Annotated in this window: 18 protein-coding genes, 2 tRNA genes and 1 riboswitch; of the genes, 17 read left to right on the forward strand and 3 right to left on the reverse strand. The window is 50.4% G+C overall.

Annotation, left to right across the window (positions count from 1 at the left end):
- Positions 1-3 precede the first annotated feature (3 nt).
- Positions 4-1,002, forward strand: a complete 999-nt coding sequence (locus tag PBN151_RS28050) for a hypothetical protein (RefSeq protein ID WP_072731977.1) — start codon at positions 4-6, stop codon at positions 1,000-1,002.
- 106 nt (positions 1,003-1,108) lie between these two features.
- Here PBN151_RS28050 and PBN151_RS28055 read toward each other — a convergent pair.
- Together PBN151_RS28055 and PBN151_RS28060 are read right to left on the reverse strand one after the other, a co-directional pair.
- Positions 1,109-1,190 (reverse strand) — tRNA-Leu (locus PBN151_RS28055).
- A gap of 10 nt (positions 1,191-1,200) precedes the next feature.
- Positions 1,201-1,276: transfer RNA gene (locus PBN151_RS28060), tRNA-His, on the reverse strand.
- Between the two features lie 273 nt (positions 1,277-1,549).
- Between PBN151_RS28060 and PBN151_RS28065 the strand changes: the two genes are divergently transcribed.
- Complete coding sequence (locus PBN151_RS28065) at positions 1,550-2,500, forward strand: transglycosylase domain-containing protein (RefSeq protein ID WP_072731978.1); 951 nt, start codon at positions 1,550-1,552, stop codon at positions 2,498-2,500.
- 208 nt (positions 2,501-2,708) lie between these two features.
- Positions 2,709-3,749, forward strand: coding sequence for a matrixin family metalloprotease (locus PBN151_RS30910; protein WP_139295445.1), 1,041 nt, complete (start codon positions 2,709-2,711; stop codon positions 3,747-3,749).
- Here PBN151_RS30910 and PBN151_RS28075 read toward each other — a convergent pair.
- Positions 3,746-4,096, reverse strand: coding sequence for a hypothetical protein (locus PBN151_RS28075; RefSeq protein WP_083545368.1), 351 nt, complete (start codon positions 4,094-4,096; stop codon positions 3,746-3,748). The genes PBN151_RS30910 and PBN151_RS28075 overlap by 4 nt on opposite strands.
- A 216-nt stretch (positions 4,097-4,312) precedes the next feature.
- Here PBN151_RS28075 and PBN151_RS28080 point away from each other — a divergent pair, with 216 nt between their 5' ends.
- The 14 genes from PBN151_RS28080 (at position 4,313) to purD (ending at position 20,880) form a co-directional block, all read left to right on the forward strand.
- A complete protein-coding gene (locus PBN151_RS28080; protein WP_072731979.1) occupies positions 4,313-4,594 on the forward strand; it encodes a DUF1294 domain-containing protein in 282 nt (93 codons plus the stop codon).
- A 47-nt stretch (positions 4,595-4,641) separates the two neighbouring features.
- Positions 4,642-5,076, forward strand: coding sequence for a universal stress protein (locus tag PBN151_RS28085; protein WP_021254993.1), 435 nt, complete (start codon positions 4,642-4,644; stop codon positions 5,074-5,076).
- 518 nt (positions 5,077-5,594) lie between these two features.
- A riboswitch (purine riboswitch) is annotated at positions 5,595-5,695 on the forward strand.
- Positions 5,696-5,894: 199 nt separating this feature from the next.
- Complete coding sequence (gene purE / locus PBN151_RS28090) at positions 5,895-6,410, forward strand: 5-(carboxyamino)imidazole ribonucleotide mutase (RefSeq protein WP_072731980.1); 516 nt, start codon at positions 5,895-5,897, stop codon at positions 6,408-6,410.
- The gene (purK, locus tag PBN151_RS28095; RefSeq protein WP_072731981.1) at positions 6,407-7,624 is read left to right on the forward strand and encodes a 5-(carboxyamino)imidazole ribonucleotide synthase; all 1,218 of its coding nucleotides are present in this window, start codon (positions 6,407-6,409) and stop codon (positions 7,622-7,624) included. The genes purE and purK overlap by 4 nt, the downstream gene beginning before the upstream one ends.
- Positions 7,617-8,915, forward strand: coding sequence for an adenylosuccinate lyase (gene purB / locus PBN151_RS28100; RefSeq protein ID WP_072731982.1), 1,299 nt, complete (start codon positions 7,617-7,619; stop codon positions 8,913-8,915). Before purK ends, purB begins: the two co-directional genes overlap by 8 nt.
- 432 nt (positions 8,916-9,347) lie before the next feature.
- Positions 9,348-10,478 carry a phosphoribosylaminoimidazolesuccinocarboxamide synthase gene (locus PBN151_RS28105; protein ID WP_072731983.1) on the forward strand — a complete coding sequence of 377 codons (1,131 nt, stop codon included), beginning with the start codon at positions 9,348-9,350 and terminating at the stop codon, positions 10,476-10,478.
- 165 nt (positions 10,479-10,643) lie between these two features.
- Entirely contained in the window at positions 10,644-10,886 is a 243-nt protein-coding gene (gene purS, locus PBN151_RS28110) for a phosphoribosylformylglycinamidine synthase subunit PurS (RefSeq protein ID WP_021254988.1), read from the forward strand.
- Positions 10,887-10,889: 3 nt separating this feature from the next.
- Positions 10,890-11,576, forward strand: coding sequence for a phosphoribosylformylglycinamidine synthase subunit PurQ (gene purQ / locus PBN151_RS28115; RefSeq protein WP_028532345.1), 687 nt, complete (start codon positions 10,890-10,892; stop codon positions 11,574-11,576).
- Positions 11,577-11,652: 76 nt separating this feature from the next.
- Complete coding sequence (gene purL / locus PBN151_RS28120; protein ID WP_072732011.1) at positions 11,653-13,893, forward strand: phosphoribosylformylglycinamidine synthase subunit PurL; 2,241 nt, start codon at positions 11,653-11,655, stop codon at positions 13,891-13,893.
- On the forward strand, positions 13,878-15,356 hold the full coding sequence (purF, locus tag PBN151_RS28125) for an amidophosphoribosyltransferase (protein ID WP_072732010.1): 1,479 nt from the start codon (positions 13,878-13,880) through the stop codon (positions 15,354-15,356). Before purL ends, purF begins: the two co-directional genes overlap by 16 nt.
- A 278-nt stretch (positions 15,357-15,634) precedes the next feature.
- Entirely contained in the window at positions 15,635-16,675 is a 1,041-nt protein-coding gene (purM, locus tag PBN151_RS28130; protein ID WP_072731984.1) for a phosphoribosylformylglycinamidine cyclo-ligase, read from the forward strand.
- 287 nt (positions 16,676-16,962) lie between these two features.
- Positions 16,963-17,541, forward strand: a complete 579-nt coding sequence (gene purN, locus PBN151_RS28135; protein WP_227775171.1) for a phosphoribosylglycinamide formyltransferase — start codon at positions 16,963-16,965, stop codon at positions 17,539-17,541.
- Between the two features lie 473 nt (positions 17,542-18,014).
- Entirely contained in the window at positions 18,015-19,562 is a 1,548-nt protein-coding gene (gene purH / locus PBN151_RS28140; RefSeq protein ID WP_072731985.1) for a bifunctional phosphoribosylaminoimidazolecarboxamide formyltransferase/IMP cyclohydrolase, read from the forward strand.
- A 10-nt stretch (positions 19,563-19,572) separates the two neighbouring features.
- Positions 19,573-20,880 carry a phosphoribosylamine--glycine ligase gene (gene purD / locus PBN151_RS28145; RefSeq protein ID WP_083545370.1) on the forward strand — a complete coding sequence of 436 codons (1,308 nt, stop codon included), beginning with the start codon at positions 19,573-19,575 and terminating at the stop codon, positions 20,878-20,880.
- Positions 20,881-21,011: the final 131 nt, after the last annotated feature.

Below are 21,011 nucleotides of genomic sequence, written 5' to 3' on the forward strand. Positions count from 1 at the left end.
AATATGAATCTAAAAAAAGCAATTTTAGCAACAATGATCGTATCCAGTATGTTCGTTACACTTGCGGGCCCGACCTTTGTAGGAGCCGAAGCAGCAGGAGGAAAGCAGCAAGAACAAACATCGGGCAGCAGTATCCAAGTTGATAAAAAGGTTGCTGCCAATCTGCAAAAGGCCGTGAATCAATTTGCAGGGAAAGAGATAAAGTTGAAGTTCGAGAAGGCCTTTAAACATCCATTTGATCTGGCGACGGTTCCTTCGGCAGACGAATTATTCGAAGTAAAATTTAAACCAGGTACAGGGGAACTGATCACAATTAAGGGGATTCAAACGCTTGATAAAGTGAGCAAGGATGAGCAAAAGGAACTGCTGAACAAGCTGAAAGGGATGTACGCCAAGAAAGCCTATGCATTTCATAAAGAGGTTCAAATCACTCAGAGCTATGACAAAGGAAAGGTTTCACAAACCTTTTATATATTAGAGGGAAAAGACTTCATGATTTCTTGGATGAAATATCCACCTGGGCAATCAAAGAATAAAAATTATATTGGAGCAGCCGTTATTCAAGTAGACAAGAACGAGCTAGAACCGAAATTACTCAAAACGGCAGCGGATGCAGTGAAAACAGCTCTCGATCAGGAATTTGAGGTAAAGAAAGCCGAGCTTGGTTATTATGCCGGCAGCAAAGGTGACACGTGGAAGCTTAAAGGTGATCATATTACTCTGGCTGTTGAAGCAAAAACAGGAAAGACCGAGTATGTATATGACGTTGCTCGAAAACAAGCAGACAAGGCAGTAACAGAAAAAGAAGTGAAAGAAATAGTCGCGCCGATTGCCAAAAAATTGTTCAATATGGACATTCAGGGACTTGAAGTGAAATGGGATAAATCAGCGCGTGATTTCTGTTTTATTCAAAATAAAGAGACAAAAATGTCAGTTGCATTGGATGCTGATAAAAACGTAGTTTATATGTTTGCTGGAGATAGAATGCTAATGGAAAAATGAAGTGGATCGATCAATAACTCTCTTCCGAGGAAGAGAGAAATCCAAATGGCATAAAAAAAGAGTTATCGAATTGCATGAAGCAATTTGATAACTCTTTTTTGTCGTATACCGATGGCCGGACTCGAACCGGCAAGCCTCTCGGCACCGCATTTTGAGTGCGGCGTGTCTGCCAATTCCACCACATCGGCAAAATGAATATGGGGCGATCGAAGGGAATCGAACCCTCGAGTGTCGGAGCCACAATCCGATGCGTTAACCACTTCGCCACGACCGCCATATTGATTGCTCAACAGAATCTTAATTTAGCATACTTTCGACATGATTTGCAACAAGGAAAATATACCAACAACATTTTCCGTGACTCACTCGTCTTCTATTTCATAGATCAGGCGTTTTCAGCTTTACTTTCACCTTTTCTTTCATCATTGTAAGCTGGCTGCAAGTCAATTCGATGTCATGGCATGCGGTCAACGTATACACTGTACGTAAGGGTTATGTTTCAAAATGAATAATAGCTCTTACATATAAGAAGGGGAGGCGGTTACGAATGAACAAACAAAGAAAAGGACATCTGGTTCACGCATCGGTCTTTATGCCTCTGCCTGCTCAGGAAACAATCGCACATCGCAAGGTGCCGAATGCGGCCCAAGATGAGCCTCATCGTCCTACGAAGAAAGAATCAACTATGATACATGAACAAACGGAAACGATAGCACAACCTGCCCATATGCCACACCGAATGAAGTGGAAGCGTTGGGTCATATATAGCTTGATCATTGCAATTCTTACCCCGATTATTGGGTGGGTAGGGATGGCGGCAACAGGGACGGCCTGGATTGATCAAGGCAAGCTCATAACGTTACGTGAGCAGATTGCACAAGAAGCGAATACAGCCAAGGGACAGCATATGGTTCAACTGGAGCATATGGCTTCCTTTATACCGCAAGAACTGATGGCCATTGAGGATCATCGCTTCAAGCTTCATCCCGGCATTGATCCGATCGGGCTGGCGCGGTCAGTCTGGATAAATGTGACGAAGCAGCAGAAGGCACAGGGCGGCAGTACGATTACGATGCAGCTGGCGCGCAACTTGTTCTTAACGCATGATAAGACATTTTCCCGCAAAATGAAGGAGATGGCGATAGCGGCCAATCTGGAGTGGAATTTTAGCAAGCAAGAGATTTTGGAAATGTACCTGAATAAAGTATATTTCGGACATGGACAATATGGCATCGAGAATGCAGCACACTATTATTTCGGCAAGACGACACGAGTCAATGGCGATCTTCCTACGGTTAACAAGGCAGAAGCAGCGATTCTCGTTGGATTGCTTAAGGCACCTGAACGCTATTCCCCAGCGAAGAATATGAAGCTGGCTCTCCAGCGCCAGCATGTTGTATTGAAGCGTATGAAGGATTTAGGCTGGATGACAGAGGCAGAGCGCCAAGCAGCGCTGAAGACACCGATTGGTGTCGTTATCCACAATAAAGGAAAATAAAGAAAAGGCACACTTGATCAAGCTCGGATGAGCTGCGGCAGGTGTGCCTTTTTTTGACTGTACTCATGGATAAAGCGCTGAATGACGTGATTAATTTTCGTGCAAAAGCAATTTTCTCAGGAATGAGACATATATATGAATCGGCGCCTATGAAATCTTTTACAGGAAAATAAGATGATGTATAAAATTGAACAGGGAGGAATAAGGGTTGGAAAAGAAATTACTAAGTACGGCTATGTCTATGTTTCTTGTCTTTGCACTTATGGGAACTGCTCAGGCAGCGACTCCTGAGAATCCATGGAAGTTCAGCTCAAGCTCTATCCAGTTCTACAATGATGGTTCCAATAGCTTCTATAAAGGCATTTGGACTACAGGGGCAAGTCGGTGGAGCGGGACAGGCAGTGTTACAATGGGGACAGGCACGAAATATGATTTTCGGGCAGGAAATCAGAAAGTATCGCCAACGAAAGATAATGATTGGGATGGAATTTGCTACACTACATATTCGAATGGGATTGCCTCCAAAACGCGTGCTTGGGTAAACGAATACTACACAACCCAAAGTCGATATTCCCCTTCTATTACGGAGGGAGTTGCCACACATGAATTAGGGCATGCATTGGGCCTTGCACATAATGACAGCGAACCTTCGGTCATGAAATCTTTTACCTTCTGGTCTGATGGTTCGCTTGCTAGAACCAATACATCCCCAACATCTGCTGATAAGGACACGGTTAAGAAGAAATACGGGACGATCGCTTTATCGCAAGCGAATCCATCGACTCCCGTTGTGCATATTGACGCTAGTTGGGCTTATGGGTACAGAGACTATACAGCACTCGCCAACGCTGTTGATGCAATCGTAGAAGGACAGGTAGTGCAGGAGAACGGAGTTCGCAAGTCAGGGAGTGGGGCGCCTGAAACGTACCGGACGGAATCCGAGTTCCAGATATCAGAGGTAATCAAAGGAAATGCATCTCTCAGAAATAGTACGATCAATGTACTACAGCTGGGCGGACGCGACCGGGAGGCCATTGTAGTTTCTGACGATACGACTCCACTAAAGCAAGGTGATCAATCCATTCTGTTCTTGAAGCAAAATGAGGACGGTACCTATCGCGTCGTGAATGAGGATACCTCGATTTTCATGAAGGTAACGAACCAGACGCTCCAGGATGGAAATATGGAGATGTACCAGAATCAGAAAAGCAAGGCGCTCGTTAGCAAAGAGGACTTGAAAGGTATTTAGTTCTCTTTCCTAGCAGCCTTAATATAGAGGTTATTCTTCACCTCAACAGCGATAGCTGTTTCTTCATTAATTCCTTTTATTTTATACAGCTTTGTTCCTACGGGGTAAGTGTTAGAGAAGCTATCTCCACTTGAGTCTTCCTCCCGATTTGAGGATGATTGGATTTCTCCCAGCAGTTTGTCGATCTGTTGAACCTGATCATCACTGCCAACATATCGATTCCCGTGGAAGATGATCATATTGTTGTAGGGCCAGCTTGCGCTCGTTTCCGTTTGTTCACTCGTGCAGCAAGCAGTCAGTATAAGCATCATGCATGAGATAGTGAAAATGGCAAGCAGCTTTTGCATATGGCAGCCTCAACTCCTTCGTACTCATTAACGGTATCGTGAACGGTTATGTTGCGCGTGAATGAAGCAGAAGCACATTAGGATCCGCGAATGTTGCCTGTACCCGGATAAAAAGAACGTCTGAGTATGGAATCTGAGCCGGTGAATGCGATCAATCACGATACTTTTGGAATAGCCTCATTGTATAATAGGGAGAGAAAGGGGCTGTTACATAGGATGAAAGATTGGACTTGGATCGTATTCATTTATTTACTCATCATAAATGTAGTTGGATATCAAATGATGGTTGTGGATAAGCAGCGGGCACAGAGGCATCGCCGCCGTATTCCGGAGCGGAAGCTGTTCTTGTCAGCTTGGCTTGGCGGTGCGCTGGGCGTGTTGATAGCGATGTATAACAAGCGCCATAAGACACAGCATGTTACCTTTACAGCAGGCGTGCCGTTTATATTGCTGGTGAATATTTTTGTGTTTGGTTTTATTTTGCTGCGGTTTGGTTAAATAATAAGCACAGCACTAGTAAATTATGGGGAAGTGTGGTGGGAGTTATGAAATTTCAACGCATTCTTGTCGCATATGATGGATCGGAACCGTCCCGCAAGGCTTTACAGCACGCGGTAGGACTCGCGGAAGCAAGCGAGCAGTCTCAAGTACGCGTCGTGCATGTATTTCAGTTCCCGCAATATTTTGTTGGTACGGCTTATGCTACTGCTTCAGCGGAGACAAACGAGGAGCTGTACGAATACGCAGAGCGTTTACAGCAGGAAGCAGAGGGCAAGGTTGCAGCGCTTGGCGAACGAGCGACGGTTGTCCTTCAGCAAGGCCCTCCTGGTCAAGCAATTATTGATGAGGCAGATGAGTTCAATGCGGATCTTGTTATTATCGGAAGCCGCGGCTTGAGCGGGTTGAAGGAATTCGTGCTTGGCAGTGTCAGCCATCATGTTGTGCAGCATGCAAAGGTCCCGGTATTGGTCATTAAATGATGCATTGGCCTGTCGGTCGTACATGATCTTGTAGAGGCAAGTAGGCAAGCAAGAGGTATATGATCATGTTGATCTGGTAGCAGGAAAGTAAGATGAAAAGTGAAGTTGAAAGTGAACTTATAAATGTGAGCATCAGTGATAGAATATGTGAAAATTATAAGTGAAAGCATATAGTGTAAGCATCAGTGAATGATAGCTTTGTGAAAGCAAAGTATAATAAGTATACGAGAGAGAAGCCAACAGTAGGAGCGTATCCTGCTGTTGGCCTTTTTAGTTGAATGATATACGAATTATAAATTGAATTATCAATTGAATCATTGAACTAATCATTGAACTAATCATTAAATTAATCATAAATCCAATCATAGGTCGGAATTAATCAAGGATTCTGAATATTTAATGATGCTAACAATGTGAAAATCGCCAATAAACGAACATTAACTATAATTTATTATTTATTATTCGCATTTTATTGTTGACACGCTATGTTAAGCCTTGTTAAACTGTAGGCACAAGATGGATAAGCGAATATTGTTTCTCGTATAATTCCGGGAATATGGCCGGAAGTTTCTACCCAAGAACCGTAAATTTTTGGACTACGGGAATGACGGACAGGCAAGACTGTTCTCGCTTTTTCACGTCGCCGACAGATGTCGGGGCTTGATGGGAGCCTGATCATTCTGCCCAGAGCGGAAGAAATCCGCTTGTTTGCTCATTCCGTATACTTAGTCGATGATACGTTCAGGGGGAACTCCTGAACGTTTTTTTTGTTATGTAGTAGTGGTCAGGTTGGACATTGTCGAAAGCGGGGGATTGCGATGGTGAACACAGCGAGTCACGAACAAGGCATTGTGCCGGTAGTAGGCGTCATTATGGGAAGCAAGTCCGATTGGGATACGATGAAGAAGGCGTGCGAAGTGCTGGAGGAGATGGGCGTTGCTTATGAGAAACAGGTAGTGTCCGCACACCGTACGCCAGACGAGATGTTCCGCTATGCCGAGACGGCGGAGGCAAGAGGAATCCGTGTCATTATTGCCGGAGCAGGCGGTGCTGCGCATCTGCCGGGCATGGTAGCGGCGAAGACGGTACTGCCGGTTATCGGCGTGCCGGTGAAGTCATCGCATCTGAACGGGATGGACTCGCTTCTGTCCATCGTGCAGATGCCGGCGGGCGTACCCGTGGCGACCGTCGCGATTGGACCGGCGGGCGCGACGAACGCCGGGCTGCTGGCCGTGCAGATGCTCGGCATGCACGATGAAGCGCTGCGCACGCGCATCGCGGCGCGCAGGGAAGCTGTTCGGCAGCAGGTGCAGGACACGGGGGCGCTCGAATGAGCGCGCCTGTGAACGGCCGCACGCTGCCGCAAGAGCGCCCGAGCCGGGCGGACGCACCGGTGCTTGTTCCCGGTGCAACGATTGGCGTGCTGGGCGGCGGCCAATTGGGCCGCATGCTGGCGCTTGAAGGCGTGCGCATGGGCTACCGCTTCACAGCGCTCGATCCAGCACAGGACGCGCCATGCGGCGCTGCTGCCGAGATGATTACAGCCGCTTATGACGATGCTGACGCTGCACACGAGTTAGGCCAGCGCGCGGATGTTGTCACATACGAGTTCGAGAATGTATCGGCCGAAGTGGTGGAGCGATTGGAGCGGGAAGCTTACGCGCCGCAGGGCAGCCATCTGCTGCGCATTACGCAGCATCGCTTGCGGGAGAAGGAAGCTCTCACCGCCGCGAACGTACCGGTGGCGCCATATGCAGCCGTAGCTTCCGCTGCTGAGATTCAACAGAGGCTGGAAGCGTTCGGCGGGGCAGGTGTGCTGAAGACGGCAATCGGCGGATACGATGGCAAGGGCCAGCGCATCATTCGCCACCCAGACGAAGCGGAAGGGGCTTATGAGGCGCTCTCCGCTCTCACCTCGGAGCTCGTGCTGGAGGAATTCATTCCATTCGAGCTGGAGCTGTCCGTCATTGCAGCGCGCAGCCCGCGCGGCGAGATCGCTGTGTTCCCAGTTGCGGAAAACATTCATCGGTATCATATTCTGCATATGTCCATTGTGCCTGCACGAATTCCGCAGCATATCCAGGACGAAGCAAAGCGGCTTGCGCGCCGTATTGCCGAGGCGCTGGACGTCGTTGGCCTCATTGCTGTTGAGATGTTTCTGACCGCTGACGGCCGCCTGCTTGTGAACGAGCTTGCACCACGCCCGCACAATTCGGGACACTACACGATGGATGCCTGCCGCACTTCGCAGTTCGAGCAGCATCTTCGCGCCATATGCAACTTGCCGCTTGGCAGTACGGAGCTCCATACCCCTGTCGTTATGGTGAACTTGCTCGGCGAAGACGCTTTGGACATGGTACAATGGTTCCGTGCTGACGATACGGCAGCCAGCCGCCTTGGCGTGACGCCGAAGCTGCACTGGTACGGCAAGTCGGAAGCGAAGACGAAGCGCAAGATGGGGCATATTAACATACTAGGGCCGGACATCGCTACTGCGCTCGAATGGATGAATTTAACGGACTTGTGGAGGAATGCAAACGATGATTGAACGGTATTCGCGCCCGGAGATGCGGGCGATTTGGACGGAAGAGAATAAATTTAAGGCTTGGCTTGAGGTGGAGTTGTGTGCGTGTGAAGCATGGGCTGATCTTGGCGTCATACCGCACGAAGACGTGAAGAAGCTCCGCGAGCATGCAAGCTTCGATATCGAACGGATCTATGAGATTGAGGCAGAAACGCGCCACGACGTTATCGCTTTCACTCGCGCAGTATCTGAGACGCTGGGCGAAGAGCGGAAATGGGTTCACTACGGCTTAACGTCAACGGACGTCGTGGATACGGCGCTTGGCTATTTGATGAAGCAGGCGAATGAGATTATAGATCGCGACTTGCTGAATTTCATCGAGATTTTGAAAAATAAAGCACTTGAATATAAAGATACGCCAATGATGGGTCGTACGCACGGTGTGCATGCAGAACCGACAACATTCGGACTGAAGATGGCACTATGGTATGCAGAAATGCTCCGCAACTTAGAGCGGTTCCGTCGCGCAGCGGAAGGCGTCGAGTTCGGCAAAATGTCCGGTGCAGTTGGGACATATGCGAATATCGACCCATCTGTAGAGAAGTTCGTATGCGCGAAGCTTGGTACGAAGCCAGCGCCGATTTCGACGCAGACGCTACAGCGTGACCGTCATGCGGAGTACATGGCATCGCTTGCACTTATCGCGACATCGCTTGATAAGTTCGCTACTGAGATTCGCGCCTTGCAGAAGAGTGAGTTCCGCGAAGTGGAAGAAGCATTTGCGAAGGGCCAGAAGGGCTCATCGGCAATGCCGCACAAGCGCAACCCGATTGGCTGCGAGAATATTTCCGGCTTGTCCCGAGTAATGCGCGGATACATGCTGACCGCTTATGAGGATGTGCCGCTCTGGCATGAGCGCGATATTTCGCACAGCTCGGTAGAGCGTATCATCCTGCCGGATGCGACGATGCTGTTGAACTACATGCTGAACCGCTTCATGAACATCGTGAAGAACTTGACGGTGTTCCCAGAGAATATGAAGCGCAACATGCAGCGCACTTACGATGTTCCGTTCTCCGGCCGCGTCATGACGAAGCTGATTGACAAGGGCTGGGCGCGTGAACAGGCTTATGACACGGTACAACCTCGTGCGATGCAGGCATGGGAAGAGCAGCGCAGCTTCCGCGACATTATTGAGAACACACCTGAGATTACGGCTGTTCTTAGTGCGGAAGAGATCGCGGATGCGTTCAATCCTGCATGGCATTTGAAAAATGTAGATACGATCTTCCGCCAAGTAGGCTTGCTTGATTAAGGATTGCAGCAGGAAGAAGCAGATAGTAGTGGTTAGCAGCAAGGTTGCTGGTTAGTGCGAAATTGCAGTGTGGTGAGTAGCAAAGTTGCAAGCTGCCTTGAACTAGTCGTGACTTGTTGGACTGGCAGTCGGCTCTTGCATCCCTAGCGAGACTACCATTACCTAGTACACAATTGAATGATGAGCTTGATTCCTACGCGTCCCCCTAAGATGACGTGTGGGCAGCTCCCGTAGGCTGTCGCCCTGACGGCCGAATGCAGGCGGTCTCTTCCTTCCCTCCAACCACGATCGGAAGAGACTGCTGCAGCGGGTGCGATATATGGGAGGGTTCCTTTTAAAGGTTGTTTGATTCTATCCGCAGATAATGTGGGCGGGTTGATTTGAACACGCGCTTTTGACTAAATGGGCGTAATGCCGAAAGGAGCACAGGAGATGTCTACAAACACTCAATTTGCGACTGAGACTGACATCGTTCCGCTGCCGCTTCTCCATCGTGGGAAAGTGCGCGAGCTGTATGAACTGGACCCAGACCATTTATTAATTGTTGTATCGGATCGAATCTCTGCATTCGACGCCGTACTGAAGCCGGAGGTTCCCGGCAAAGGAGAGGTATTGAACAAGCTGAGCCAATTCTGGTTCGAGCAGACGAAGCATGTCATTGCGAACCATGTGGTTCCATTCGATGAAGGGCTTCTGAAGCAGGCTCAGGAGAAACGCTTGGAACAATACCATAGCAGCAAACATTCAGCTGATGATATGCGTTGTTGTCATGATTCAAACCAGGACAGCGAGAACTCACACCAAGACCAACACCAGAATTCACACCTAGAATCTCACCCAGAAATACAACGGCATGACACGGCTTTGCATCAAGCTGAGCGATATGCAGAAAGCTTGAATCGCCGAGATGAACATCTCGAACCCCAGGATTTATCCGCAATATTAAGTTCCCTACAAGATCGAATGACGATTGCTCGCCGAGCAAAGCGCATTGACTTTGAATGCGTCGTAAGAGGCTATATTACCGGAGGCGGTTGGAGGCAGTATACGGCCAGCCAATCTGTCAACGGAATTGAGCTTCCTGCAGGCCTCCGCATGAACGAGAAGCTGCCGGAGCCGATTTTTACACCGTCCCGCAAGCATGATGAGGGACATGATGAAGATGTGCCGTTCGCGGTTATGTGCGAGGATCTGGGTACGGATCTTGCACAGCAGCTGAGCCAGGTCAGCATCGAGCTGTATACGTATGCAGCTGAAATATGCGCATCCAAGGGCATTTTGCTCGCCGATTGCAAATTTGAATTTGGAACCATTGACGGAGAACTTGTAATCATTGATGAGTTGTTCACCCCGGATTCATCGCGTTTCTGGTCGGTCGATCAGTATGTGCTGGATCAGGATATAGATAGCTTGGATAAGGAACCAGTAAGACGCTACTTGGCTGCAAGCGGTTGGGATAAATGTGGGACGCCGCCAGTGCTGCCGGAGCAGGTAGTAGAAGCTACGCGCCGCCGCTATATCGAGCTGTATGAGCGCATTACAGAGCAAGCATGGCCTGAATGATCTTCCGTTTTATAAATGTTTTAACGTTTTGTTGAATGTTCTAGTTTTATGGAGGATCGTCAAACGTTGACTGGTTTGGTCGTTGTTTTATGAATCATAATCATTACAGTTTTGTAGACTTGTTCAAATTTCATGACAGTATGGACTGATGGGGAGGAAAAAGGGATGAAGGTGAAGGTTTTCGTAACGACTAAGGCAGGCGTATTGGATCCGCAAGGGGCTGCAGTGGAGCAGGCGGTGCACACGATGGGATACAGCGGTGTGGAGCAAGTGCGCATCGGCAAATATATGGAGTTCAATATCAACACGGAAGATCGCGAGCAGGCGTCGGCGCAGGTGGAGCAAATGTGCGAGAAGCTGCTGGCGAATCCAGTCGTTGAAGACTATCGGTACGAGTTGGAGGAATAGGCGATGAAGGCAGCGGTGCTCGTATTTCCCGGATCGAATTGTGACCTAGATTGTGTCCATGCCATACAAGATACGCTGAATGTCGAAGTGGATCGGGTATGGCATACGGAGCAGGATGTAACCGGATATGACCTTATCGTCATTCCAGGTGGCTTCTCGTATGGTGATTATTTGCGCAGTGGAGCGATTGCCAGATTCGCTCCTGTTATGAAGGCGGTCGCTAAGGCTGCTGAGACAGGCACTTATGTGCTTGGGATATGCAACGGATTTCAAATTTTGACGGAAGCGGGATTGCTTCCAGGGACACTGCGGAGAAACGAAGGGCTGAAGTTCCGATGTCACGCTGCCCCAATTCGAGTAACTCGTGCAGATTTGCCGTTCACACGGGATTATGTCGAGGGCGACATTCTGAACATCCCAATCGCGCATGGCGAGGGCAACTATTATTGCGATGAGGCAACGCTGGCGAAGCTGAAGCAAGGCAATCAAATTGTATTTACGTATGAGCAGAACCCGAACGGTTCACTTGAACATATAGCTGGTATTTGCAACGAGGCTGGCAACGTGCTTGGCATGATGCCTCATCCCGAGCGTGCGGTTAGCGAACTGCTGGGCTCAGCGGATGGCGTTCGCTTGTTTACATCCATTTTACAAGCTTGGAGGGAACAACATGCAGTCAACGCTCACTAATACGACGGAACAAGAACAGGCGGCAGCACGTAGCGCGAAGCAGAAGGAACTATCCCTTGCTGAAGGGCTTCGCCATATGAAGCAGGAACCGACTGCTGAACAGATTGAGGAGCAGAAGCTGTATCGGACAATGGGCGTAACGGAAGATGAGTATGCACGCATATGTGAGCTGCTCGGCCGGAAGCCGAATTATACCGAAATCGGTGTGTTCAGTGTCATGTGGTCTGAGCATTGTGCTTATAAAAACTCGAAGCCGCTGCTCAAGCGATTCCCGACTTCAGGCGACCGTGTACTGGTTGGTCCGGGCGAAGGAGCAGGCATTGTCGACATTGGGGACGAACAAGCGGTTGTATTCAAAATCGAGAGCCATAACCATCCCTCTGCCATCGAACCGTTTCAAGGTGCGGCTACGGGAGTAGGCGGTATTATTCGCGATATTTTCTCGATGGGCGCGCGTCCGGTTGCTTTGCTGAATTCGCTGCGCTTCGGCAGCTTGCAGGATGAGCGGGTGAAGTATTTATTCGAGCATGTTGTATCAGGCATCGCTGGCTATGGCAACTGCATCGGCATTCCGACGGTGGGCGGCGAGGTCGTCTTCGATGACAGCTATGCAGGCAATCCGCTCGTTAACGCGATGTGCGTTGGGCTGATCGACCACAAAGATATCCAGAAGGGCGTGGCGAGCGGCATTGGCAATCCTGTGTATTATGTTGGGCCACCGACAGGCCGCGATGGCATTCATGGTGCGACATTCGCATCGGAGGAGCTGACAGAGCAATCGGAAGCGAAGCGTCCGGCGGTACAGGTAGGCGACCCGTTCATGGAGAAGCTGGTTATGGAGTCATGCTTGGAACTGATCGCTTCCGGCATCGTGATCGGGATTCAGGATATGGGGGCGGCTGGTCTAACTTGTTCGAGCGCGGAGATGGCGAGCAAGGCAGGCAACGGGCTTGAGCTCGACTTGAACGAGGTGCCGCAGCGTGAATTTGGCATGACACCTTATGAAATGATGCTGTCCGAATCGCAGGAGCGCATGCTGTTCGTTATTGAAGAGCATAACGAGCCAATTGCGATGGAAATCTTTGAACGTTGGGGCGTTATTTGCCGCAAAGTTGGCCGCGTTACAGACGATGGGCGCCTGCGCCTGCTGTATGGTGGCGAGGTTGTCGGTGATATGCCGGTTAACGGACTTGTGGACGAATGTCCGATTTATAATAAGCCCTCTGCAGTACCTGCTTATTATGAGGCTAACGCTTCCGTGGATACAACGGCTTACCCAGAAGTAAGCGGGGTTGAAGCACTGAACGAAGCGCTATTGAAGGTGCTTGGCTCGCCATCTGTGGCAAGCAAGGAATGGGTATATCGCCAGTATGACACGATGGTTCGTACGAGCACAGCAGTGGCACCAGGCTCGGATGCGGCAGTCGTGCTTGTGCGCGGAACGAACAAAGCGCTCGCGATGACGACGGATTGCAATGGCCGCTATGTGATGCTTGATCCATTCATGGGAGGCCGTATTGCGGTCTGTGAGGCAGCGCGCAATATTGTATGCTCCGGTGCAGAGCCTCTGGCAATTACGGATAACCTGAACTTCGGCAACCCGGAGAAGCCGGAGAACTTCTGGCAGATGGAGCAGGCTGTTGATGGCATGGCTGAAGCATGCCGTGTGATGAATACGCCGGTTATCGGCGGGAACGTAAGCTTGTATAACGAAAATGCAAAGGGAGCCATCTATCCAACGCCAGTCGTTGGCATGGTCGGTCTCGTTCATGATAAGCAGCACATTACGACACAAGCCTTCAAGCAGGCGGGAGATGCAGTTCTGCTCCTGGGCCGCACGAAGGCAGAGCTTGGCGGAAGTGAATTCCAAGCCATTGTACACGGCGCGGTAGAAGGTCGTCCTCCGCAGCTCGATCTGGATGCAGAATCAAGCTTGCTGAAGACCGTGTTGAGCCTGATTCAAGCAGGACTTGTGCAGTCTGCACATGATGTATCGGACGGAGGTCTCGCGGCTGCGCTTGCGGAGAGCTGCATCAGCGGTCATATCGGTGCGACGCTTGATCTAAGTGCAGAAGGACTGCGTACGGATATCGCACTGTTCAGCGAGAGCCAATCCCGTATCCTGCTGTCGGTACGTGCGGAACAGTTGGAAGAAGTGAAGGCTCGCTGCTCGGAAGCAGGAGTTCCGGTAGAGGGCATCGGTACGGTCGGAGGTGAACAGATCCACGTTCGGGTTGATGGAACGGATGCTTTGGATATGCCTTGGCAACAAGCAGAACAGGTATGGAAGGATGCGATTCCATGTCTCATGAAGTAACAGGGGCTTACTACAATGAGGGCAGCGGCAAGGATGGTCCATTTGACCGCTTGAAGGAAGAGTGCGGGGTATTCGGTGTGTTTGGTTATGAAGAGGCGGCTTCGATGGTGTATTACGGGCTGCACACGCTGCAACATCGTGGCGAGGAAAGTGCAGGCATGTGTACGTCCGACGGTCATTCCTTCCACTATCATCGTGCAATGGGCCTTGTGAAGGAAGTGTTCGATGCCGAGCGATTGCAGGATATGCGCGGCGATCGGGCGATCGGCCATGTACGTTATTCAACGTCCGGCGACAGCCGACTGGCAAATGCGCAGCCACTCGTCTTCAAGACACGCGATGGGGATCTTGCAGTTGCGACGAACGGGAATATCGTCAACGCTCCTGCAATTCGCCGCGAGTTGGAGAAGAAGGGTTCTATTTTTCAGACGACGAGTGATACCGAGGTGATTGCGCATCTTATCGCTCGCTCGGAGCACGACGTCGTTCGTGCGGCGAAGGAGGCGCTTCGTGAACTGGTTGGAGGCTTCGCCTTCCTCATTATGACGAACGACAAGCTGCTTGCCGCATCCGATCCGAATGGCCTCCGGCCGCTTGTGCTTGGCAGGCTGGGCGACAGTTATGTATTTGCCTCGGAGACATGTGCACTTGAAGCGGTTGGTGCGAAATTAGTTCGTTCCTTGGAGCCGGGGGAACTGCTCATCGTAGATGCGCTCGGTCATCGTTCGGAACGGTTCGCACCGCTTCAACGCCGCGCATTATGCGCGATGGAGTTCATCTACTTCTCAAGGCCAGATAGCCAGCTGCATGATGTCAATCTGCATACTGCACGCAAGCAGATGGGCATGCAGCTTGCGAGGGAATCGTTCGTAGAGGCGGATATCGTAAGTGGTGTGCCGGATTCTAGTATATCGGCTGCTATTGGGTACGCAGAGCTGACGGGAATTCCCTATGAGATGGGCTTGATTAAGAGTAAGTATACGGGGCGGACGTTTATTCAGCCGAGCCAAGCATTGCGCGAGCAGGGTGTGAAGATGAAGCTAAGTGCGGTGCGCAGTGTCGTAGAGGGCAAACGGGTCGTTCTAATCGACGATTCGGTCGTGCGGGGCACGACATCACGCCGAATTGTGCGCATGCTGCGCGAAGCGGGGGCTTTGGAGGTTCATCTGCGCATCGCTTCGCCACCGTTCAAGCATCCGTGCTTCTACGGAATCGATACGCCGAACAGCGAGGACTTGATCGCGTCATCGCACACGGTGGAAGAGATGTGTGAACTGGTGGGTGCGGACTCCCTTGCTTTTCTGAGCCAAGACGGCATGATTGGTGCAATTGGTGGGGCATTTGTGAATGAATCCAACGGAGGGCTGTGCTTAGCCTGCTTCGATAAGGACTATCCAACGAATTTATATACAGACCCTGCAGCAGCAGGGACGGGGAATGAACGCTCAGGCTGTGGCTGTTGAGTGTGAGAGGCTTTCAAGTGATTTCTAGCGATTGCAAAGTGATATCTAAGTGACTTCTAATGATTTTCAAAGTGATTTCTAAGTGAATTTCTAAGTCATTGCTAAATGACTGCTAAGTGATCGCTCGGGCTGTGGGATGTCGCTTGCTGGGCCGAGATTCGTAAACACTTTGATTAATTTGAGATTTCAAGATTTTATTCATTTCACATTAACGATGACGGACGGGAATGCAGGATGCATTCCTGTCCTGCTTACAGGGAGAGAGGAGACGCACGATCATGTCAGAAGCCTACAAACAAGCGGGTGTCGATATTGCGGCAGGGAATGAAGCGGTCGAACGAATGAAGAAGCATGTGCGCCGCACATTTACGCCAGGAGTGCTAACCGATTTGGGTGGATTCGGAGCTTTGTTCCAACTGGATATTCAGCGCTACAAAGAACCGGTTCTTGTATCAGGTACGGACGGAGTGGGAACAAAGCTGAAGCTGGCGTTCGCGCTTGATAAGCATGACACGATCGGCATTGATGCTGTAGCGATGTGTGTGAATGATATTGTCGTTCAAGGTGCAGAACCGTTGTTTTTCCTTGATTACTTGGCCTGCGGGAAGGTCGTTCCAGGGCAAATTGAAGCGATTGTGAGCGGTATTGCGGAAGGCTGCACACAGTCGGGCTGCGCTCTAATCGGTGGTGAAACGGCTGAAATGCCAGGTATGTATTCGGCAGATGAGTACGATATTGCTGGCTTCAGCGTAGGTGTCGTAGATAAGAGCCGAATCATTACCGGTGAATCGATTCGCCCTGGCGATGTTGTGCTAGGTCTTGCTTCGAGTGGACTGCACAGCAATGGCTTCTCACTCGTCCGCAAGTTGTTGCTTGAACAAGGCGGACTGAGTTTGACGGATGTAGCACCCGATGGCAGCAGTACACTAGGAGAGGTACTACTTACGCCGACACGCATATATGTGCGCTCCATGCTTGAGCTGATGAAGCAAGTGAATGTGAAGGGTGCGGCTCATATTACAGGTGGGGGATTCTTAGAGAATATTCCGCGTGTGCTTCCTGAAGGCACATCTGTTGAGATTGAGTATGGGGCATGGCCGATTCATCCTGTGTTCACTTGGTGCAAGGAAATTGGCAAGCTTACCGCTTCTGAATTGTTCACGACGTTCAATATGGGAATCGGCATGGTGATCGTTGTTGGGGAAGAGGAAGCGAATACCGCAATCCGCAGTCTGGAACAAAGCGGCGAGGCTGTATATCGCATGGGAAGAGTTACGGAAGGAAGCCGTCAAGTTCACATCCCGGGGGTAGGCTTGTAATGCGGCAATCGGAATGGAACGAGGATGTACCAGAAAGTATGCGTGAAGATATGCATGATTTGCATGAAGGTATACGTGAAGGTATGAGTAAAATGCATGATTGTATGAGTGAAGGTATGCGTACAGTGGATATGCCATCCGATGATCCGGGCAAGATCCAGGGGAGTACATGTGCTGATGCACGAACAAGCATAAATGTAAACTCGATCGGGAGCGCAGAAGCTAGAGTCGAAGTAAGTGCCAAATCGGAGCCTAAAGAGCAGTCTAAGGAGCAGCATCTCCCACGCATTGCCGTATTTGCTTCTGGTTCGGGTTCGAACTTTCAAGCGCTTGTCGATGCGGCTGCTTGCGGGCAGCGTCTGAAGGCCGACATCGCCCTGCTCGTATGCGACAAGCCTAATGCGCGCGTCATTGAGCGTGCGAAGCAAGCCGGCGTGCAGGCCGCCATATTTGAACCGAAGAAATATACTTCTCGTGAGGATTATGAGCAGGACGTTCTCCGCTTGCTGCACAAGCAACGCATTGACTGGGTTGTGCTGGCAGGGTATATGCGCCTTGTAACCCCCGTATTGCTGCGAGCTTATGAAGGACGCATGGTCAATATCCATCCTTCGCTTCTGCCTGCCTTTCCGGGCATGCACGCGGTACGCCAAGCATTGGATTACGGCGTGAAGGTGACAGGAGTGACGGTACATCTTGTTGATGAAGGAATGGATACAGGGCCAATATTGGCCCAGCAGGTTGTTGCCATCCTGACTAATGATACGGAGGATACTTTGTCAGCGCGTATCCAGCAAGCTGAGCACGAACTGTACCCGCAAGTGGTGCAGAATCTTCTCTCTGCGGAGCTTCTTGCAACCAGCTAATTTTTTTGATGCTACCGATGATCATACAAGAATGCCTGCACAACATATTTGTATCTCCTTCGAGGACAAATGGGGAAAATGTCCACGCTAATGTGGACACAGAGGGTTATATTGCTGCAGATGAAGATATGTCTACATGTAGAGGTTAGATCTGTATTCCAACTATATATTGGGCTCGTTAAGGTTTAGGGAAAGGTGTCTTCCTTGCAATATTGTGTCCACTATTTGAAAGACAATTTATCGGATTTTCCATTGCACAAGGACATACTTCTGCCGTTATTTCGAGAAAGTACTTGGCGAGACAAGACTGTGACTATAGGCTCCTAATCGATATTTGAGATATTTGTTTAGTAGCTTTTGACGGGTAGATAAGGTTCGTTTTTAACAGGGAGCCATGATATAGACTTCCATACAGTAACGCATTACAATGATATTTAATTAAAATGCCAAAGTTTAGCAGGGGAGAGGACAACATGGCGATTCAAAGAGCATTGATCAGTGTATCCGATAAGACGGGCGTAGTTGCATTTGCGCGCAGCTTGACGGAAGCGGGTGTGCAGATTATTTCCACGGGTGGAACGAAAGCTTTGCTGGAGCAGGAGCAAGTGCCGGTTACAGGGATATCGGATGTGACGGGGTTCCCGGAAATTTTAGATGGTCGGGTCAAGACGCTGCATCCCGCCGTTCATAGCGGGCTGCTGGCGATGCGCGGCAATCCGGCTCATATGGAGCAGCTGGATGAGCTTGGCTTGTCTACGATTGATCTTGTCGTTGTGAATCTCTATCCATTCCAGCAGACGATCGCAAAGCAAGGCGTGTCCTATGAGGATGCGATTGAGAATATAGATATCGGTGGCCCGACAATGCTGCGTTCAGCTGCCAAAAATCATGCAGATGTCACGGTTGTCGTCGATGCAGCGGACTATGACACTGTTCTCGCAGAAGTTCGCGCCAGTGGCGATACGACAATCGAGACACGCCGTCGTCTTGCGGCGAAGGTGTTCCGTCATACAGCAGCTTATGATTCCATCATTGCGGAATATTTGACTGAGCAGGTTGGTGAGCAATGGCCGGAGCGATTGAGTGTGACGTATGAACTGGCACAGCCGCTTCGCTACGGGGAGAATCCGCATCAGGATGCGGCCTTCTATCGCCGACCATTGGCGGGCGCAGGCAGTATTACAACAGCTGAGCAATTGCATGGCAAGGAGTTGTCCTACAACAATATTAACGATGCCAATGCGGCACTTGCGATCGTTAGTGAGTTCCGTACGCCTGCGGTGGCTGCAGTGAAGCATATGAATCCATGCGGCGTAGGGATCGGTGCTACGGTTCTGGAAGCTTATGAGAAGGCATATGAGTCTGATCCAACGTCGATATTCGGCGGAATCGTTGCCTCTAACCGAGAAATCGATGGCGATACAGCTCGTTTGCTGCATGAAATATTTTTAGAAATTGTCATCGCTCCTAGCTTTACAGAAGAAGCGCTTGAGGTGCTTGCACAGAAGAAGAATATCCGTCTGATGAAAACAGGAACAATTCCATCCCCAGACGAGCGGGTATCATCACGGCAGCTGACGACAGTGGATGGTGGCGTGCTTGTGCAGGATCTCGATTTGCATTCCTTGAAAGCAGACAGTGTACAGGTCGCAACAGAACGTGAACCATCCTCTGAGGAGATGGAACAGCTGTTGTTCGGATGGAATGTCGTGAAGCATGTGAAGTCGAATGCGATTGTCCTTGTGAAGGATGGAATGACGGTTGGTGTAGGTGCCGGACAGATGAACCGGGTAGGTGCAGCTCGCATCGCAATCGAACAAGCCGGTGAGAAGGCGCGCGGCGCTGTACTTGCATCCGATGCGTTCTTCCCGATGGGCGATACGCTGGCTTTGGCAGCAGAAGCTGGAATTACGGCAGTGATTCAGCCAGGAGGCTCAGTTCGAGACAGTGAATCCATTGAAGTGGCAAATAAGCATGGTATTGCCATGGTGATGACTGGCGTACGTCACTTTAAGCACTAAGGAGGCGTTCATGAATATGGAGCACGTAGGGAAGAAGGTATTGGTCGTCGGCAGTGGCGGACGCGAGCATGCACTGGTATGGGCGCTTCGCAATAGCCCGCAAGTTGGGCAGGTGCTGTGTACGCCAGGCAATGCAGGGATTGCGAGCCTCGCTGAATGTGTGCCGCTGCCCGTCCACGATTATGAAGGCATTGCCCGATACGCAGTTGAACAGGAAGTTGACCTTGTTGTCGTAGGACCTGATGATCCACTGGCTGGCGGAATTGTTGACGTACTGAAAGCACAAGGACTGCGCGTATTTGGCCCTGATCGTAAGGCAGCTGAGATTGAGGGGAGCAAGGTGTTCATGAAGCATCTGCTTCACAAATATAAAATTCCAACCGCTGCCTACGCTGCGTTCGATAATTTCACCGAGGCTTCGGCGTACGTCCATCAACATATGCTGCCGGTCGTCATTAAGGCCGATGGTCTGGCGGCGGGCAAGGGTGTGGTTATTGCTCATACGCATGAAGAGGCAATTGAAGTATTGCATGAGCTGATGGTAGTTGGAAAGTTCGGCTCATCTGGCAGCAAGGTTGTCATTGAAGAATTTATGCTCGGTGAGGAAATGTCCATTCTGGCCTTCGTAGATGGAGAAACGGTGCGCGTATGTGAACCAGCGCAGGATCACAAGCCAATCTTCGATGGTGATCGCGGACCGAATACAGGTGGTATGGGGACATATAGCCCTTTGCCGCAATTCTCACCGTCCATTCTAGAGAAGGCGCGCCGGACGATCATTGAACCGGCTGCCAGGGCGATGGTTGCCGAGGGCCGCTCCTTCCATGGTTTGCTGTTCGCTGGACTAATGATCACGCCGGATGGGGAACCGAAGGTCATTGAGTTCAATGCACGCTTCGGCGATCCAGAGACGCAGTCTGTACTCCCGCGGTTGAAGTCAGACCTGTTCGAAGTACTGTGGGCAGTCGCCGAAGGCAGTCTACAGAAGATCGAGCTTGAATGGCATGATCATGCTGCAATGTGTGTCATTGTAGCAGCAGAAGGCTACCCTGGAGATGTTCGCAGAGGAGACGTCATTACGGGGTTGGAGCAGGCAGCGGAATCAGCTCTCTTATTCCATGCGGGCACGGTGTGTGATGAGGATGGGACGTGGCGGACAGCAGGAGGCCGAGTGCTAGGAGTTGTCGGCTTAGGCGACAATGTGGCAGCAGCCAAAGCGAAGGCATATGAAGCAGTTCAACGCATCCAATTCAGTGGGATGCAATACCGCAGCGACATCGGTGTGAAGTCAGAACGAATACAAGTACAGACAAGATAGACGAGGAAGAGGGGCGATGCTCCTCTTTTTTTTTGTTATCGAAGGGGAAGTTGCAGGGAGCATTCTCGGATATCTGAGCTCGATCGCCTATTTTTCCACTGATTCGAAATGATGAGCAGGAAAGAGCTAAT

The organism is Paenibacillus sp. NAIST15-1 (assembly GCF_001894745.1).
GTDB classification, from domain to species: Bacteria; Bacillota; Bacilli; order Paenibacillales; family Paenibacillaceae; genus Paenibacillus_B; species Paenibacillus_B suaedae.

Bases quoted from the DNA above. Each gene is read 5' to 3' on its own strand.
- PBN151_RS28050 (WP_072731977.1), top strand. From the start codon at position 4: ATGAATCTAAAAAAAGCAATTTTAGCAACAATGATCGTATCCAGTATG.
- purS (WP_021254988.1), top strand. From the start codon at position 10,644: ATGAAGGTGAAGGTTTTCGTAACGACTAAGGCAGGCGTATTGGATCCG.
- PBN151_RS28085 (WP_021254993.1), top strand. From the start codon at position 4,642: ATGAAATTTCAACGCATTCTTGTCGCATATGATGGATCGGAACCGTCC.
- PBN151_RS28105 (WP_072731983.1), top strand. From the start codon at position 9,348: ATGTCTACAAACACTCAATTTGCGACTGAGACTGACATCGTTCCGCTG.
- purB (WP_072731982.1), top strand. From the start codon at position 7,617: ATGATTGAACGGTATTCGCGCCCGGAGATGCGGGCGATTTGGACGGAA.
- purF (WP_072732010.1), top strand. From the start codon at position 13,878: ATGTCTCATGAAGTAACAGGGGCTTACTACAATGAGGGCAGCGGCAAG.
- purE (WP_072731980.1), top strand. From the start codon at position 5,895: ATGGTGAACACAGCGAGTCACGAACAAGGCATTGTGCCGGTAGTAGGC.
- purH (WP_072731985.1), top strand. From the start codon at position 18,015: ATGGCGATTCAAAGAGCATTGATCAGTGTATCCGATAAGACGGGCGTA.
- purD (WP_083545370.1), top strand. From the start codon at position 19,573: ATGAATATGGAGCACGTAGGGAAGAAGGTATTGGTCGTCGGCAGTGGC.
- purL (WP_072732011.1), top strand. From the start codon at position 11,653: ATGAAGCAGGAACCGACTGCTGAACAGATTGAGGAGCAGAAGCTGTAT.
- purQ (WP_028532345.1), top strand. From the start codon at position 10,890: ATGAAGGCAGCGGTGCTCGTATTTCCCGGATCGAATTGTGACCTAGAT.
- purK (WP_072731981.1), top strand. From the start codon at position 6,407: ATGAGCGCGCCTGTGAACGGCCGCACGCTGCCGCAAGAGCGCCCGAGC.
- PBN151_RS28065 (WP_072731978.1), top strand. From the start codon at position 1,550: ATGAACAAACAAAGAAAAGGACATCTGGTTCACGCATCGGTCTTTATG.
- PBN151_RS28075 (WP_083545368.1), bottom strand. From the start codon at position 4,096: ATGCAAAAGCTGCTTGCCATTTTCACTATCTCATGCATGATGCTTATA.
- PBN151_RS28080 (WP_072731979.1), top strand. From the start codon at position 4,313: ATGAAAGATTGGACTTGGATCGTATTCATTTATTTACTCATCATAAAT.
- purM (WP_072731984.1), top strand. From the start codon at position 15,635: ATGTCAGAAGCCTACAAACAAGCGGGTGTCGATATTGCGGCAGGGAAT.